This window comes from Streptomyces sp. NPDC034037, from assembly GCF_055575715.1.
On the sequence record NZ_JBVISC010000006.1, the window covers coordinates 570,754 to 585,967 of the forward strand.

General features: G+C 72.5%; 15 protein-coding genes. 5 read left to right on the plus strand and 10 right to left on the minus strand.

The genetic code is table 11. The annotated features are described in order from the left end of the window. Positions 1 to 95 precede the first annotated feature (95 nt). Positions 96 to 1,670 (minus strand): S8 family peptidase, encoded by a 1,575-nt coding sequence (locus tag ACZ516_RS23755; RefSeq protein ID WP_361079675.1) that lies wholly within the window; start codon positions 1,668 to 1,670, stop codon positions 96 to 98. 347 nt (positions 1,671 to 2,017) lie between these two features. Here ACZ516_RS23755 and ACZ516_RS23760 point away from each other — a divergent pair, with 347 nt between their 5' ends. Genes ACZ516_RS23760 through ACZ516_RS23770 form a run of 3 tightly spaced genes read left to right on the plus strand, consistent with a single transcriptional unit; the run spans position 2,018 to position 3,792 of the window. Further along, on the plus strand, positions 2,018 to 3,151 hold the full coding sequence (locus ACZ516_RS23760; protein ID WP_469011616.1) for a pyridoxal-phosphate dependent enzyme: 1,134 nt from the start codon (positions 2,018 to 2,020) through the stop codon (positions 3,149 to 3,151). Positions 3,152 to 3,193: 42 nt separating this feature from the next. Then, positions 3,194 to 3,532, plus strand: coding sequence for a hypothetical protein (locus ACZ516_RS23765; RefSeq protein ID WP_361079677.1), 339 nt, complete (start codon positions 3,194 to 3,196; stop codon positions 3,530 to 3,532). Next, positions 3,529 to 3,792 (plus strand): hypothetical protein, encoded by a 264-nt coding sequence (locus ACZ516_RS23770; RefSeq protein ID WP_361079679.1) that lies wholly within the window; start codon positions 3,529 to 3,531, stop codon positions 3,790 to 3,792. The genes ACZ516_RS23765 and ACZ516_RS23770 overlap by 4 nt, the downstream gene beginning before the upstream one ends. A 23-nt stretch (positions 3,793 to 3,815) precedes the next feature. Here ACZ516_RS23770 and ACZ516_RS23775 read toward each other — a convergent pair whose 3' ends face one another. Then, the gene (locus tag ACZ516_RS23775; protein ID WP_361079681.1) at positions 3,816 to 4,448 is read right to left on the minus strand and encodes an HAD family hydrolase; all 633 of its coding nucleotides are present in this window, start codon (positions 4,446 to 4,448) and stop codon (positions 3,816 to 3,818) included. After that, positions 4,435 to 5,664, minus strand: coding sequence for an acyl-CoA dehydrogenase family protein (locus tag ACZ516_RS23780; RefSeq protein WP_361079683.1), 1,230 nt, complete (start codon positions 5,662 to 5,664; stop codon positions 4,435 to 4,437). The genes ACZ516_RS23775 and ACZ516_RS23780 overlap by 14 nt, the downstream gene beginning before the upstream one ends. A gap of 93 nt (positions 5,665 to 5,757) precedes the next feature. Between ACZ516_RS23780 and ACZ516_RS23785 the strand changes: the two genes are divergently transcribed. Beyond that, positions 5,758 to 6,360, plus strand: coding sequence for a TetR family transcriptional regulator (locus ACZ516_RS23785; protein ID WP_361079685.1), 603 nt, complete (start codon positions 5,758 to 5,760; stop codon positions 6,358 to 6,360). Here ACZ516_RS23785 and ACZ516_RS23790 read toward each other — a convergent pair. Then, complete coding sequence (locus ACZ516_RS23790; protein WP_358913677.1) at positions 6,337 to 7,353, minus strand: ScbA/BarX family gamma-butyrolactone biosynthesis protein; 1,017 nt, start codon at positions 7,351 to 7,353, stop codon at positions 6,337 to 6,339. The genes ACZ516_RS23785 and ACZ516_RS23790 overlap by 24 nt on opposite strands. A 242-nt stretch (positions 7,354 to 7,595) precedes the next feature. On the opposite strand from ACZ516_RS23790, the gene ACZ516_RS23795 reads away from it, so the two are divergent. Continuing rightward, positions 7,596 to 8,249: a ScbR family autoregulator-binding transcription factor gene (locus tag ACZ516_RS23795; RefSeq protein WP_361079687.1), complete on the plus strand. Its 654-nt coding sequence runs from the start codon at positions 7,596 to 7,598 to the stop codon at positions 8,247 to 8,249. 48 nt (positions 8,250 to 8,297) lie between these two features. Here ACZ516_RS23795 and ACZ516_RS23800 read toward each other — a convergent pair whose 3' ends face one another. The 6 genes from ACZ516_RS23800 to ACZ516_RS23825 all read right to left on the minus strand — a co-directional run bounded on the left by ACZ516_RS23800 (position 8,298) and on the right by ACZ516_RS23825 (position 15,177). After that, positions 8,298 to 9,851: an MmgE/PrpD family protein gene (locus ACZ516_RS23800; protein WP_469011590.1), complete on the minus strand. Its 1,554-nt coding sequence runs from the start codon at positions 9,849 to 9,851 to the stop codon at positions 8,298 to 8,300. Between the two features lie 104 nt (positions 9,852 to 9,955). Next, complete coding sequence (locus ACZ516_RS23805) at positions 9,956 to 10,324, minus strand: nuclear transport factor 2 family protein (RefSeq protein ID WP_358584363.1); 369 nt, start codon at positions 10,322 to 10,324, stop codon at positions 9,956 to 9,958. Positions 10,325 to 10,393: 69 nt separating this feature from the next. Then, entirely contained in the window at positions 10,394 to 11,353 is a 960-nt protein-coding gene (locus ACZ516_RS23810) for a diacylglycerol/lipid kinase family protein (protein WP_469011591.1), read from the minus strand. 96 nt (positions 11,354 to 11,449) lie between these two features. Beyond that, positions 11,450 to 12,661, minus strand: coding sequence for a cytochrome P450 (locus ACZ516_RS23815; RefSeq protein WP_469011592.1), 1,212 nt, complete (start codon positions 12,659 to 12,661; stop codon positions 11,450 to 11,452). Between the two features lie 247 nt (positions 12,662 to 12,908). Next, positions 12,909 to 14,387: an MFS transporter gene (locus ACZ516_RS23820; protein ID WP_469011593.1), complete on the minus strand. Its 1,479-nt coding sequence runs from the start codon at positions 14,385 to 14,387 to the stop codon at positions 12,909 to 12,911. Between the two features lie 22 nt (positions 14,388 to 14,409). Further along, complete coding sequence (locus tag ACZ516_RS23825) at positions 14,410 to 15,177, minus strand: thioesterase II family protein (protein ID WP_358584390.1); 768 nt, start codon at positions 15,175 to 15,177, stop codon at positions 14,410 to 14,412. Between the last annotated feature and the right edge of the window lie 37 nt (positions 15,178 to 15,214).

Genomic DNA, 15,214 nt, shown 5'->3' on the forward strand with positions numbered 1-15,214 from the left:
TTGCCCGGATATGCCTCTCGCCCTCGCGGCGGGCCAGGGGTGGGGGACCTGAGCCGTGCCACGAGGGCGAGCGGGTCATCCGGGGGCGAGGTCACTCAGAACTGCAGACCCCAGGAGTCGATCTTGCCGGTGTCCTGCGCCGCGTTGTCGCTGACGCGCAGTTTCCACGTGCCGTTGGCCGTCTCCGAGGAGGCGTTCACGGTGTACGTGGTGTTGATGTTGTCCGCGCTGCCGCCGGTGCCGTACGCCTTGAGGGTGTAGGCGGTGCCGTCGGGGGCGATCAGCTGGACCTGGAGGTCGCCGATGTAGGTGTGCTGGATGGTCACCGGCACGCTCAGGGCCGCGGGCGCGTTGCCCGCGACGCCGGTCACGGTCACGGGCGACTCGGCCGTGGCGTTGTCCGCGATCGCGTAGTCGGTGTCGTTGGTGAACTTCGGGCCGGGCGGGTTCGTGGTGCCGCCGGTCACGTTCAGCAGGCGGTTGGGCGAGCCGGTGCCGGGGTTGGTGACGACGCCGGTGGAGGCGGCGTTGACCAGCGCGGTGGAGACCTGCGCCGGGGTCGCCGAGGGGTTCTGGCCGACGTAGATCGCCGCCGCGCCCGCCACGTGCGGGGAGGCCATCGACGTACCGGAGATGGTGTTGGTCGCCGAGTCACCGGTGTTCCACGACGAGGTGATCGAGGAGCCGGGGGCGAAGATGTCGAGGACGCTGCCGTAGTTGGAGTAGCTGGCCCTGGCGTCGGTGTTGGTCGTGGCGCCGACGGTGATGGCCTCCGTCACGCGCGCGGGCGACTTGGTCGAGGCGTCGGTGGACTCGTTGCCCGCCGCGACCGCGTAGGTGATGCCGGACGCGATGGAGTTGCGTACGGCCGTGTCGAGGGCGCTGTCGGCGCCGCCGCCGAGCGACATGTTGGCGACGGCGGGCTTGACGGCGTTCTTGGTCACCCAGTCGATGCCCGCGACGACCTGGGCGGTGGTGCCCGAACCCTGGTTGTTCAGCACGCGGACGCCGACGACCTTGGCCTTCTTCGCGACGCCGTGCAGGGTGCCCGCGACGGTGCCGGCGACGTGCGTGCCGTGGCCGTGGCCGTCCTGCGCGGTGTTGTCGTTGTCGATGGCGTCGTAGCCGTAGGAGGCGCGGCCGCCGAAGTCGCTGTGGGTGACGCGCAGGCCCGTGTCGATGACGTACGCCGTGACGCCCTCGCCCGCGGAGTCCGGGTAGGTGTACTTCTGGTCCAGCGGGAGCGCCTTCTGGTCGATGCGGTCCAGGCCCCAGGAGGGCGGGTTGCTCTGGGTCGCGGAGACAGTGAACGTCCGGTTCTGGACGACGGCGTCGACCGCCGGGTCCGCGGCGAACCGCTTCGCCTCGGCCTCCGTCAGCTCCACCGCGTAGCCGTTGAGCGCCCTGTCGTAGGTGCGCTCGATCTCGGCGCCGTACCGCTGGGCGAGGGCCTTGCCGGCGGCCGAGCGCGCCTTCGGGGCGTCCTTGCCGAGGCTCACGATGTAGCTGTTCTTGATCGTGCCGGGGGCGCCGGCGTTCTCGATCCTGCCTTCGGCGCGGTCCGGCCGGGCGTCGGCGGGGACGGCGGAGACGACGCCGAGGGCGAGGGCCGCGACCGCTGTCGCGCTGATCCCGGCCAGTCTTCGGCGGGCATGACGCATCACTGCCATCTGAGGGGTCCTCCTCAATAGGTGGTGCGCTGGTGGGGGAAGTCGAACGGGTGGTGCCCACACGCGCGGAGGCGTCCATGTGATCGTCAGGGGCATGTCAATACGGGCGTACGCGTATGCCGTCCGACCCCACGGGGCCCGCCTCCGTCGGGACGAAAGATTGGCTGATCCATAGGAATCCCACAAGGCCCACGACCGGATGGGCCCCGCCCGCCCCACCTCGTCGGCCTCATCCGCCCCACGACTGGTCTGACGTGGCGTCAGACATGGCTGATTCGGGGGTGCGTGGGCGGTCGGCCTGACGCAAAGGCGGTACGGGTACGGCCTAGCCTGCGCGCATGACCGTCATGAACCATGCGGGCCCCGCGGCCGCGCTGCCCGACTGCTTCTGCCCCGTCGACGGGACCCGCGTCCTCGCCGGCTCGCTCGAATGGGCCTGTCCGCTCTGCCGCGGCCCCCTCGACCTGGACTTCTCCCCCACCCCGGCGCCGCTCACGTCCCTGGCCGGCCGCGTCAACTCGCTGTGGCGGTACGCCGAGTGCCTGCCGCTGCCCCTGCCCGCGATCTCCCTCGGCGAGGGCCGTACGCCCTTGGTGGAGCTGACCGGCGGCGTGCGGGCCAAGGTGGACTTCCTGATGCCGACGCTCTCCTTCAAGGACCGGGGCGCGGTCGTGCTCGCCGCCCTCGCGCACCGCCTCGGGCCCGACCTGGTCATCGCCGACAGCAGCGGCAACGCGGGCACGGCCCTCGCCGCGTACTGCGCCCGGGCCGGGCTGCCCTGCACCGTGTACGTCCCCGCCGGCACGTCGGCCAAGAAGCTGGAGCAGATCGGCGCGCACGGGGCGCGGCTCGAAGTGGTCGACGGCGACCGCGAGGCGACGGCCCGCGCGGCCCGGGCCGCCGCCGACCTGCCCGGCACGTTCTACGCCTCGCACGTCCACAACCCCTACTTCCTCCAGGGCACCAAGACCTACGTCCACGAACTGTGGGAGGACCTCGGCGGCCGGCTGCCCGACACCCTCGTGCTGCCCGTCGGCAACGGCACGCTGCTGCTCGGCGCCGCGCTCGCGGTGCGGGAACTGCACGCGGCGGGGCTCATCGCGAAGGCTCCGGCGCTGTACGCGGTGCAGGCCGCGGCGGTCGCCCCGCTCGCCGCGGCCTGGCGGGCCGGCGCCGACGACCTGGTGGGCGAGACGCCGGCGGCGCCCACCACGGCGGAGGGCATCGCGATCCCCCGCCCGCCCCGGGCGCGGCAGATCCTGCGGGCCGTACGCGATTCGGGCGGCGCCTTCCTCACCGTGACGGAGGAGCAGGTGGCCGCCGCCCAGCGGGATCTGGCCGCACGCGGCCTGTACGTCGAACCGACCGGCGTCGCCTGCTGGGCCGCCGTCCGGGACGGGGCGCTCGGCGAGCACTCGGCGGTGGTCCCGCTGTGCGGCGCGGGAGCGCGGACGGGGCTCGCGGCCGCGGCGCTCGCCTGACGCCGGGCACGGGGTGAGCGCGCCGCCGAAGGACGCCGGTCCATGGAGCGGTTCCGCTGCGTGATCCATCTGTGCGGCGCGCCCACGACGGACATCACGACGTCGCGTCAGGAGTGCGCGGAGTACGCCGGGATGTTCGGCTGGCACAGCACGGAGGTCATCGAGGAGCGCGTGGGGCTGCTGCCGCCGCACGGACGCGACGGGCTGGAGCGGGCCGTCGAGCGGGTGCGCAGCGGCGACGCCGGGGCGGTGCTCACCGCGTGGCGGTCGATGATCTCCTCGGTGCCCCAGGAGTACGACGAGGTGGCGCGCGAGATCGAGCGGGCCGAGGGCTTTCTGCACGTCAAGGGGGCGCCGCGCCGCGAGCGGGGCACGGCGTGACGTTCGCGCCGGCCACCGCGCGGCCGTGGCGGGACGCGTGGCCGCTCGTCGCGCGGACGGACGACGGCAACCGGTGGGTGGCCGGCACCTGTTGGCTGTACTGCCGACGCCAGGGCGTGCGCGTGCTGTGGGTCGGCTCCGTCCGTACGCCCGGTGCGACGGGCGACCTGTACGCGTGCGGTGCTTGTGTCGCGGAACTCGACCACATGGTGCGCGTCCAGTCACACGGCCGGGATCGGGTCACCGACCGCGCCGTGTGAGCCGGACATGCCGGGAAGGGCTGTCAGCGGTGCGGTGCGACCAGCACCGCGTGTCCCACCTCGGAGAGCATCGGCAGGTCCGAGACGTCGTCGCCGTAGCCGTAGCAGTCGGCCGGGTCGATGTGCGCGTGCCGGGAGAGCAGTTCGCGCACCAGGCGGCGCTTCTCGTCGCCGATGACCGGGGCGCCGAGGAGCGCGCCGGTGTAGACGCGGCCGCACCGCTCCGGGCGCGCGCACAAGACGTGTTCGGCGCCGACCGCCTCGGCGAGGGGTTCCAGGAGGGGCCGGAACGAGCCGGAGACCAGGGCGATGGTGGCGCCCTCGGCGCGGTGCCGCCGCAGCTCGGTGACGACGTCGCGGACGTAGAAGCCCTCGGCGGCGCTGCGTTCGGCGAACCAGCGGCGGGCCCACTCCTCGACCGCCGCCACGGGCTCGCCCCGCCAGGCCCGGTAGTAGGCGCGGTTGGCCTGCGCCCTCGGCAGGCCCGCCGCCGATCTCGCGAGGAGGTCCTCGCGGAGCCGGGCGGCGCGCAGAGTACCCTCGGCGCCGTGGCGGCCCGTCGCGTAGTAGGCGTGGAAGTCGAAGAGGCTCTTGCCGGTGATCAGCGTCTCGTCGACGTCGGAGAAGACCAGACGGGGGCGTTCAGACCTCGGCATGGGGCACCTCCGGTGCCAGGTCCCGCGCGGTGGCGGTGACCTCGGTGAGTTCCTCGGACAGTTCGGAGAAGACGCTGCGCGCGTAGTCGACCGCCGCCTGCTCGCGGCGCAGCATCCGGTGGCCCGCCACGGTGCGCACGTCGCGGCGGCACCGCTCGACCGCGGCCGGGGCCGGCGGGCCGGCGGGGACGCCGGTGCGGTGCAGCCGCTCCACCGCGCGGGCGAGCAGCCCGACGACGGAGGCCGCGACGCGCCGGTTGCGGGCGACGTCCCGCTCGGTCCAGGTGGCGGCGTCGGCGCGGTGGGCGGCGTCCCGCAGCAGCAGGCCCGCGGCCTCGATCTCGTCCGCCGAGAGGGCGAGGACCCGGTGCAGCCGCAGCGCGCCCGCCTCGGGCAGGGCCAGCGCGGCGCGGGCCGCCCACCGCGACCACTCCTCGAGGGCGTGGCGCGCGGCGCCCAGCGCGGGGCCGCAGAACAGGAGGCCGCCGCCGAGCTGCGCGGGGACGGTGTGGCAGCGGGCGCGCCCGGGACCCGGCGTGCCGGCGGTCAGGTCGGCCATCAGGAAGGAGCGGTGGTGGGGTACGGGGACGGACTCGACGACGACGGTCTGGCTGCCGGTGCCGCGCATGCCGTCGGGCCGCCAGGTGTCCAGGACGGTCGCCTGGGCGCGCGGGAGGGCGAACACCCGGCAGCGGCCGACCGGTTCGCCGGGTGCGGCCGGTTCGGTGGAGGTGAGCAGCAGCCAGTCCGCGTAGTCCACGCCGCTCGCGTAGGCCCAGCTGCCGCTCAGCAGCCAGCCGTCGGGGGTGGGCGTGGCCTCGCCCGAGGCGCTCATCACCGCGGTGATCCGTGTGTCGGGCGAGTCGGCCCAGAGGTCGCGCTGGCCGTCGGGGGGCAGGTAGGCGGCGAATCTGCCGTGCGCGGCCCACAGGGCGCCGCACCACGCGGCCGAGGCGCAGCCCGCGCCGACCGTGGCGGCCGCGTCGAGGAGCGCGTCGAAGGTGCCTTCCGTGCCGCCCCAGGCGCGGGGCACGAAGTGCCGGGCGAAGCCGGCACGGGTCAGCAGCCCCGCGGTCTCCTCGTGCAACCGGTGCTCCCGGTCGGCGTGGTGGGTGTGGACGGCCGCGGACCTCGCGGCGCTCGCGACGGCGGCCGGGGACAGCGCGAGGCTGCTGGGTCGCTGATGTCCTACTGGTGAACTCTGTGACGGAAACATCTGTGGCATACACCTCTCGCACCGATTAGAATTCGTTCTTGAACGTATCTTTATGGCCGCCGGTCCCCTCGCCACTCGATCCCAGTGAAGGAGGTGTGCACCTTGCCGAAGCAAGCACGGGCCTTGCGCACATACGACGCCGTCCTGGACGCCGCCGCCTACGAGTTCGCGCGATACGGGTACGCGAACACCAACCTGCAGAAGATCGCCGATCAGATCGGCCTGACGAAGGGCGCCCTCTACGGCCACTTCTCCAACAAGGAGGAGCTGGCCGCCGTGCTCTCCACCCACCTGTCCAGCGCGGTCGAACTCCCCCTGGGTGAGGCGAGGGCCGCCACCGGCCCGGCGTTCGACCGACTGCGTACCCTCATGCTCACCCTGGGAGAGCTCTTCCAGGGCGACGTCCGTGCCCGTGCCGCGCTGAGACTGACCCTGGAGACCGCTCAGGCCTCAGGGGTCACCGCCGCCTTGCTGGAGGAGACGCACTCCGTCGTGCGCCGGCTGGTGGGCGAGGTACAGCAGGAGGGTCGCTGGGATGCCTCGGCGTCCGCCAAGGCCGTGGCCGACCTGCTCGTGGCCGCTTTCTTCGGTGTGTTCTGGATGGGCTCCGCCGGTGACCGGCCGGAGTCGGGCGGCCGGGTGGCCGCCATGTGGAACGTGCTGGCCCAGGCCCTACGGCGCAAAGCCTGTCAGTGAGGCCGGCTCGGGCCAGCGGCCCACCGCCGGCGGGGCGGGGCAGGGCCCCATGCCCGCCCACATCATGTCGGTGCGCGCCAGCAGGGTGTCCCCCTGGAGGGCCGCGACCCGCAGCCGGAAGGGGTCCGTCGCCCCGGCGCCCGGCACGCTCTGCTCGACGACGAGCCGGATCGGCGCGTCCAGCTCCGCGAAGGCCGCGCACTCCACCTGGGAGCCGACCAGCGCGAACACCTGGTCGGGCTCCTCGACCTGTTCGTGCACACAGAGGTGGCCCAGCTGCCGGAAGCCCTCCATCAGGACCATCAGCGGCACATGGTCGGTCGGGTGGTCGAAGAGCACCGCGTGGTCGCGGTCGAGGCGCAGCTGCCAGTCCCCGTCCGGCCAGCAGCGCTCCAGGACACAGTCCTTCCAGCGCAGCCGGCCCACGCGGCGCGGCGGCACGAGCGGCGTGGCCGAGGTGCTGCGCGCGACGGGGACGGGCGGGGTGTCGCCGCCCCACGCCATCCGGCGCAGCAGCCCGTACCGCCTGTCGTCCAGCACGAAGACCCGCAGGGTGCCGCTGCCGCACTGCACGCCGTCGACCAGCAGCCGGACGTCGATCCTGGCCCCCCTGGGGCGCCCCTCCTCCCAGGTCCACCGCACGTCGAGGACCACCGGGACGGGGACACCGACGATCCGCAGGGCGGCCGGGTCGGTGATGTCGAAGGACAGGTCGCGGCCGACGAAGCGGTGCCCCAGCGGGACCTCGCAGTACTCGTGGGCCACGTAGAGCAGGGCCTGGCGGATGGTCTCGGCGAACAGCATCGGATCGCTGAAACCCTGCCCGTCAGGATGGTAGAGCGCGTGATCGCGCGGCCACTGGGCCGCGACAGAGAAACGGCTGTCGCTTACGCGACAGCCGTCCGTGACGAAGACCTCCGCGATCGAGCTGCGGTGCACCAGCTCGCGCGGCACGGGTCTGAGAAAGGTGAGACCAGGGACCGTGGGATCCATTGATGAGGCCTCCCCGTTTCTGGAATCATCCGTGAGTACGACCGACATCCGAGACAACGCTTCCCCCCAAATCAGGACGAACTCTTGCCAGAGAACAGGCGTGTGAAGCCTTGCTGCCCGGGAATTAATATACCTGCGAGAAGGTATATTTCAAGGGTTGTCACCACGTGCGGTCATCATCAACCACCCCTGCGTACCGAGCAGTTGTCCGATCCGATCGACTCAGCACGATATGGAAGCCCATGAGCAAAGAACGCAAGGCACCGCTGGCCCCCCTCCCGGCCGGCTCCCTCTCCGACGACACCTCGCACCTCAAGCAGGAGCGGGCCATCCACACCCGCAGGACGATCCTGGACGCGGCGGCCTCGGTCTTCGCCGACACCGGCTTCCCCGCCGTCACCATCAAGGACGTCGCCGACAAGGCGGAGCTGACCAAGGGGGCCGTGTACTTCCACTTCGCCAACAAGGAGGCGATCGCCGTCGCCGTGGCCGACGAGTTCTACCGGCGGCTGAACGAGATCATCGCCCCCGTCCTGGACGGCGACCCGTCCTCGCCCCAGACGGTGGTGGACGTCCTGATGGCGGTGGCCTGCGGCTTCCGTGACGACGACTACATCAAGGCCGGCTCCCGGCTCCAGATCGAACGCCCCTACATCAAGGGCGACATGCCGGTGCCCTACGTGGGCTTCACCGACCTGCTGGCCGAACTCCTGGCGAACTGCGACAAGGCGGGGACGCTGGAGACCGCCGATCCGGCCGCGCTGGCCCGGGTGCTGCGGGCCGCGCTCTTCGGCGCCCAGCACATCTCCTGGGTCCAGGCCAACCGCCAGGACGTCGTCGACCGGGTGCGGGAGATCATCGATGTCTTCCTGACCACCCACCGGGTGGCGTCCTGACCCGTGTGCCGACGAGCGTACGGCTTCCGTGCGCTCACGGCCCGGCGGTCAGTCCAGGAAGGCCGCCTCGATCCAGCGGCGCACCCCGCGCGGCCGCATCCGGTGCAACGCGCCGACGGCGTCGGCCACTTGCGTGGAGCCGCCGACGGCCAGGAACTTCTCGCGCACCATCTCCGAGTGCCGCACCCGCGTGTCGGGACCGGCCGCGCCGACCGGGATGAGGCGCCCGCGCGTGACCGTGCGCCCATCGGTCAGCCGTACGGTGACCCGGGCCCCGGTGGCCTTCGTCGAGCGGGAGAAGTCCGCGCCCGCGGCGCCCAGGTCCCCGATGAGGTCCACCAGTTCGTCCCCGCCGAAGCCGCGCAGCCACGGTGTGGCCAGCGGGCCCGCCTCGCGCACCGCCTCGCCGAACGGGGCGTCGGACAGGAAGAGTTCACGGGTCATCCGCGTGTCGTGCTCCAGGCGCACGCGGCGGGCCAGCGCCCAGCGGTCGGGGTCGTCCAGCCGCGGCGAGGAGAAGTCGTCCACCGAGAACTCCCCGGTCAGCAGCGTGGTGGCGACCGGGTAGGGCACGTCGAGGACGAGCGCGCCGAGGGGGGACCCCGGCCCGTTGACGTACTGGGCGGCGCGCTCCCCCGCGAACAGCGTGTACAGCGACGCCTCCACGACGATCTCCGCCACGTCCTGCGGGCGCAGGGAGCCCAGCTCCCGGTGTATCTCCATCGCGCAGTCCACGGCGGCGTCGATGCCGGGGCCACCCGGGTGCATCTTGAACGACAGGGTGTCGGTGTGCCAGCGGCTGCCCAGCCCCTTGGCGACGGCCTGGGGCAGCGGCACGGTGGCGAAGCGGGCCAGGAAGCCGTCCTGGTGCTCGATGATGTCGGGGGCGCCGCGCAGCCCGGCGGCGGCCGCGTCACAGGCGTCCATGGCGGTGCGTACGGGCGTGAAGGTGTTGAACAGCCGGGCGTCGCTGGCCAGGAAGGCGCGCATCAGCGGCCAGTTGGGCATGGCGAAGGCCAGGCCGAAGGCGTCCTCCCACTGCGAGGCGGGCGCCCGGTCGCAGTGCAGCCGGCCGGCGACCGCGCCCGCCAGATGGGTGTGCACGGCGCTCTGCCCGCGCAGCGGACCGAGGGTCGCGGAGGCGGTGATGCGGGCCGCGCACTCGTTGGCCGCGACGACGGCGGTCAGCAGCGAGAGCCCGTCGAGCTTGCGGGCGTAGGCGAAGGCGAGGGGCACCGCGACGGTCGAGTTCGACAGATGCCCGGCGTACGCGGTGTCGTCGAGGTTGAGCCAGGAGCCGAGGGCGGCGAAGACGCCCGCCGCGGCACGCGGGTCGCGCTGCATGGGATGGCCGAACGCGGCCACGAGCTTGCGGCCCAGCGGATGGGCGAGGCCCGCCCTGATGGAGGCGACCTGCGACAGGACCTGGCTCGCGGCGAGCTTCAGGACTCGGCAGGGCACGTCCTGGGGGCGCAGCCGCGCGGCCCATCGGGAGAGTTCGCGCAGCGGTGTGTCCGTGGCGGCGCGGGCCGCCGTGGGCCGGGGCGGCTCCCACTGCTCGCACAGTGTCCGGGCCACCCGTTCGGCGAGGACTGCCGACATGTGACGCACCGTGCCTTTCCTGTGCGGGCCGGGCGGCACGGCCGCCGGGCCGGTGAGTGCCGCGGCGGCGGTACGCCGATGACGTACCGCCGCCGCGGGGGTGATCAGGCCGCGGGGACCTTGTCCAGGAAGCCGTAGACGCCCTTGATGCGGCCGTCCTCGGCGGTGACCGCGACGTCGAAGCCGATGGCGATCGGCTCGGCGCCGGGCTCGGTCACCAGGCCCCACTGGAAGCGGGCGAGGTTGTGGTGGGTGTCGACGGTGCCGATGAGCTCGAAGCCGAGGCCCTTGAACTGGTCGCGGGCGCCGGCGATGACCGCGCCGATGCCCTCGTGGCCCTCGACGGCCGCCATCGGGTCGATGTACGGGGCGTCCGCCGTGAACAGCTCGGCGATCGCCGCGGCGCGCTTGTCGGCGTCCGCCTCGTTCCAGATGGCCAGGTAGCGGGTGACGGTGTTGTTGAGGTCGCTCATGAGGACTCCTTGGAGAGAGAAAGCAGTCAGGTGGTAAGGGACATGAGGAAAGAGGGGCCGGGCGTGCGGTCAGAGCTCGTCTCGCGCCGACGCCCAGGCGGCGAGCGCTCCGGGGAGCACATCGAAGGTGGCCGAGGAGCCGATCCCGTGCTGGTACTCGCCGTCGTGCTCCAGAGGCAGCCGTCCGCCGTCGGTGCGCTCGACGGTGATCTTGCGGCCGCGTGCGTACACGGTCGCCGGATGCGCCATGTGCGCCGCCTCCAGGGTCAGTCCGGGCACCTCGGTGGCGGCGACGCCGTCACCGATGACACAGACGTCGAGCAGTCCGTCGTCGAGCACCGAGTCGGGCAGGACCAGGAACCGGCCGCCGCGGTAGCGGCCGCCCCCGACGTTGGCGAGGACGGTCGGGCCCTCGTGGACCACCTTCCCGTCCACCACGACCCGGCCCGGGTACGGGACGTAGGCCTCGGCCGTCTCGGCGAACGCGCGGGCGTACAGCTCGCGGCCGCTGAGCGCGATGCCCTTCGCGGTGATCAGCGCGTCGGCGATCACCCCGGTGCAGGCGCCCAGGCAGACGCAGTTGCCGGTCTCGGCGAGCCGCGCCAGGTCCAGGTGGCGCAGCCGGGCGCTGCCGCCCGGCCCGGAGTCGGCGAGGACCGCCTTCAGGGACTCGGTCCAGGGCTGCTCGCCCCAGAGCATCTTGTACCCGGAGTTCCCGGTGCCGCCGGGCACCACCATGAGCGCGGCGCGCCCGGCGGATTCGGCGAGGCCCTGCACCACCTCGCGGACCGTGCCGTCGCCCCCGATGGCCACGACGAGGTCCGGCGCCCCCTCGGTCCGCTCCAGGGCGCGGCGCACGAAGGCGGTCGCGTCCCCGGGGGCGGTGGTGAGGTGCCGTTCGGTGTGGGACAGGTGGGCGGAGCACAGTTCCTCGACGTCACGCACCAGTTCGGGGCTGTGGCTGCCGGATGCGGGATTGGCTATGACCAGGGCCCTGGTGGGGACCGCGGCGTCGCTGCTGTCGGCCATGACGGGCGTACTCCTTGATCTGGTAGCACCTGCGAACGACTCTTTCACCGGGCGCTGACACGGATCTGACGTCCGCCTGACGTCGGCCGGGTGGTCCTACCAGGTCACGAGCAGGGAGTTCAGCCCGTAGTTGATGGTGTTCTCGCGGAAGGAGACCGCGCCGGGCACGTCCGCGACGCGCAGGCCCGGGAAGCGGCCCACCAGGGCGCGCAGGGCGACCTCCAGCTCCATGCGGGCCAGGGAGGCGCCCGGGCACAGGTGCGGGCCGTGGCCGAAGGCGATGTGCCGGCTCGCGTCGCGCGTCAGGTCGAGGCGGTCGGCGTCCGGGAAGACCGTCTCGTCGTGGTTGGCGCCGGGGTAGGCGAGGATCACGCCGTCGCCCGCCGCGATGTGCGCGCCGCCGATCTCCGCGTCGGCGACGGCGACACGGACCTGGTTGTCCTGGGTGATGGACCAGTAGCGCAGCAGCTCCTCGACGGCCGGGGCGAACCGCGACGGGTCGCCGCGCAGCTGCTCCAGCTGCTCGGGCTCGCGCAGCAGGCTCAGCACGCTGAGGCTGAGCTGGTGGGCCGTCGTCTCGTGGCCGGCCACCAGGAAGAGCCGCGCCATGGCCACCAGGTCGTCGTGGGACAGCTCGCCCGTCGCGACGTACTGCGTGGCGAGGCGGCTGAGCAGGTCCTCCTGCGGCTCGCGGCCCTTGCGCCGGATCAGTTCGTCCAGGTAGCCCGTCATCTCCACGAAGGCCGCGTAGATCTCCTCGGGGGTGGCGTCCTGGGAGAGCACGGCCTGGCTCAGCTCCGTGAAGTCGCACTCGTCGGCCTCCGGGACGCCCAGCATGCGGGCGATCACCAGGGAGGGCAGCCGTACGGAGAAGCGCGCCACCAGGTCGACCGGTCGCGGCCCCCGCTCCAGCTCGTCGACGAGGCGCTCCACCAGCAGCTCCACGGAGGGCCGCAGGGCGCGGGTGCGGCGGGCGGTGAACTCCGTCATCGCCATGCGGCGCAGCCGGCCGTGCTCCGGGCCGTCCATGCGCGTGAACGACATCACCCGGGGCGCGGGCGGCAGTTGTATGCGGACGGGGAAGCCGGGCAGCGTGTCGTCCGAGCTGAAACGCGTGTCGGCCAAAATGGCGCGAACGTCCGCGTAGCGGGTGACCAGCCAGGCCTCTCCTGTCCTGATCCGCACCTTGACGGGTGCGCCCCTACGCAGTTCGGCGTAGGCGTCCGGCGGCGCATACGGGCAGGTGCGCGGCATGGGCCAGGTGTCGAGACGCTCTTGTACCTCGGATATGACAGGTGTGACCGCCATGAATTCCCCCCCTGGGTTGTGGCTGATTCCTTTCCGTCATGCTGGCCGAAACCCCTGATGCTCCTCTGACGCCGGACTGACCCTCCCAGGGCCTTGGCGACACCCGCGTACACCGCCTCTGACCTGCACGGGAAACATGCCTGTAACACGTATCGGCGGCCGGTCGCGGGCATGCGAACGGCGGGTGCCCCGGAGCCAGAGGCTCCGGGGCACCCGCCGTGGGGACCGCCCGTTTCCGGGCGCGCGGTCAGACCTTTTCGGCCTTGCGCGGAAGGAACTGCACCAGGATCGCGACCAGGACGCAGACGCCGGCCTGGGCGTACAGGCTGAGTCCGAACCCGTCGGTGTAGCCCTGCGCCGAGGGGTGCTCGCCCACCTGGTTGAAGAAGATGACGCCGATCACCGCGATGCCCAGGGCGTTGCCCATCTCCTGCCCGGTGGAGAACACCCCGGAGGCCGCCGCCGCGTGCCCGGGCGCCACGCCTTCGAGGACCAGGGAGGTGAGCGGGGCGACCACGAGGCCCATGCCGAAGCCGCAGACCACCATGGCCGGCACGCACCAGCCGACCGAGCCCGTGGTGCCGAGGTGGGAGGCCGTCTGCGCGAAGGCGATGTCACCCGCGGCCACGACCAGCGCGCCCAGCGCGAGCGCCTGCCGCCCCAGCTTGGCGGCGAACTTGGGCGCCATCGCCGAGGCGACGAAGAACCCGAGGCCCAGCGGCACGAAGAGCAGGCCCGACTCCAGCGCCGAGGTGCCGCGCCCCTGCTGGAGGTAGAGCGCGAGGACCAGGAAGAAGGACGCCATCACCGAGAAGTACACGAGGATGGTGACGGACCCGACGGTGAACGCGCGGTCCCGGAACAGGGACGGGTTGACCAGCGGCGACTTGGCGCCCGCCGCGAGCCTGCGCTGGCTGACCCAGAACGCGGCGAGCAGCGGTACGGCCGCCGCCATGCACAGCCACGTCCAGGCCGGCCAGCCCTCCTCGCGGCCGATGACCAGCGGCAGCACGACCGCGGTGAGTCCGGCCGTGACCAGCAGGACACCGACCAGGTCGATCCCGGTGCGGCCCTCGGACTTCGACTCCGGCACCAGCTTCGGGGTGAGGACGAGGACGAGCACGCCGATCGGCACGTTGATCAGGAAGATGGTCCGCCAGTCCCAGCCGAACACGTCGGCCTTGATCAGCAGACCGCCGATCAGCTGCCCGAAGACGGCGGCCGCGCCGAGCGCGACGCCGTACGCGTTGAACGCCACGGCCCGGTGCTTGCCCGCGTAGGTGGTCGTCAGGATGCCGAGGACCTGGGGGATGACCAGGGCGGCGGCGGCGCCCTGGACGCCGCGGGCCACGATCAGCTCCGCCATGTTCTGGGCGATGCCGCAGGCGAACGAGGCGAGGGTGAAGACCGCCACGCCGACCGAGTAGACCCGGCGCCTTCCGTAGATGTCGCCCAGCCGGCCGCCGGTGATCAGCAGCGCGGACAGGCCGATGGTGAACGTGACGGCGATGAGCTGGATGTCCGCCGCCGTGGCGTGCATGTTCGCCTGGAGCGAGGGGATCGCCACGTTGACGATGAAGAAGTCGAGGTTCGTGACGAAGAGGCCGGCCAGGACGACCAGGAGCGCCCCATAGGAGGGCTTGGCCGCCGTGGCCTCGCCCGGCGGTGCTGCCTCTGGCACGAGGAGTGGGGCCTGTACGCCCGTGATTTCCGCTTCGGTGGTCATGACCGACCTTCCTGACTAGGGCTCAGCGCGCCGAGGCGGCGACGAGCCGCTGGAGCCGCTGGGCGAAATGCGTGGTGACGGCCTCTGCGTGGCTGTCGATGTAGAAGTGGCCGCCCGGGTACTCGCTGTGCCCCAGGTAGCGCGGGCTGCGCTCGGCCCAGTGCGTCATGGCGTCCGGGCGCTCCATCAGCGGGTCGGACGCGCCGCCGTAGGAGACCAGCGGGCAGCTGGTGCCCGCGCCGTCGTCGACGTACTGGGCGGCGACCCGCAGGTCGGCGCGGAGCGCGGGCACGACGAGCGCGAGCATCTCCGGGTTGTCGTAGACCGCGGCGGGGAACGACCCCAACTTCTTGATCCACTCCACGAGTTCGGGGTCCGGCATCCGGCTCTGCTCCTCCGTCGGCTGGAAGAAGCCCTCGGGCGACCAGCCGGACATGCCGACCAGCAGCGGCGAGGGGCCGCTCTCGGCCTCCATGCGGATGGTGAGCCGGAACGCCAGCTGCGCGCCCAGGCAGTGCCCGAAGAACGCGAAGGGCCGCTCGTCCAGGTCGTCCAGGACGGCCTCGTGGAGCGCGTCGAGCAGCGGCTCCCACTCCTCGTAACTCATCTCCTCGCGGCGGTTGTGGCGCCCGGGCAAGGTCACCGCCTGCGGGGCGATGTCCGCGGGCAGCAGCCGCTCCCAGTCGCGGTAGATGATGGCGCCGCTGCCCGCGTGCGGCAGCATGAACAGCCGTACGGAGGCGTCCTGCGACGGCTCGGCGGGGTGGAACCACTCGCCCGCGGCGGACATCTCCTGGCCCAGGGCGGTGGCGGTGGCGGTGGCACTG

Coding starts and splice junctions, on each gene's coding strand:
- ACZ516_RS23805 (WP_358584363.1), bottom strand. CDS start 10,324: ATGAGCGACCTCAACAACACCGTCACCCGCTACCTGGCCATCTGGAAC.
- ACZ516_RS23775 (WP_361079681.1), bottom strand. CDS start 4,448: ATGCCGAGGTCTGAACGCCCCCGTCTGGTCTTCTCCGACGTCGACGAG.
- ACZ516_RS23765 (WP_361079677.1), top strand. CDS start 3,194: ATGGAGCGGTTCCGCTGCGTGATCCATCTGTGCGGCGCGCCCACGACG.
- ACZ516_RS23790 (WP_358913677.1), bottom strand. CDS start 7,353: ATGGATCCCACGGTCCCTGGTCTCACCTTTCTCAGACCCGTGCCGCGC.
- ACZ516_RS23815 (WP_469011592.1), bottom strand. CDS start 12,661: ATGGCGGTCACACCTGTCATATCCGAGGTACAAGAGCGTCTCGACACC.
- ACZ516_RS23800 (WP_469011590.1), bottom strand. CDS start 9,851: ATGTCGGCAGTCCTCGCCGAACGGGTGGCCCGGACACTGTGCGAGCAG.
- ACZ516_RS23820 (WP_469011593.1), bottom strand. CDS start 14,387: ATGACCACCGAAGCGGAAATCACGGGCGTACAGGCCCCACTCCTCGTG.
- ACZ516_RS23780 (WP_361079683.1), bottom strand. CDS start 5,664: ATGTTTCCGTCACAGAGTTCACCAGTAGGACATCAGCGACCCAGCAGC.
- ACZ516_RS23795 (WP_361079687.1), top strand. CDS start 7,596: ATGAGCAAAGAACGCAAGGCACCGCTGGCCCCCCTCCCGGCCGGCTCC.
- ACZ516_RS23755 (WP_361079675.1), bottom strand. CDS start 1,670: ATGGCAGTGATGCGTCATGCCCGCCGAAGACTGGCCGGGATCAGCGCG.
- ACZ516_RS23825 (WP_358584390.1), bottom strand. CDS start 15,177: ATGTCCGCCGCGGGCGAGTGGTTCCACCCCGCCGAGCCGTCGCAGGAC.
- ACZ516_RS23760 (WP_469011616.1), top strand. CDS start 2,018: ATGAACCATGCGGGCCCCGCGGCCGCGCTGCCCGACTGCTTCTGCCCC.
- ACZ516_RS23810 (WP_469011591.1), bottom strand. CDS start 11,353: ATGGCCGACAGCAGCGACGCCGCGGTCCCCACCAGGGCCCTGGTCATA.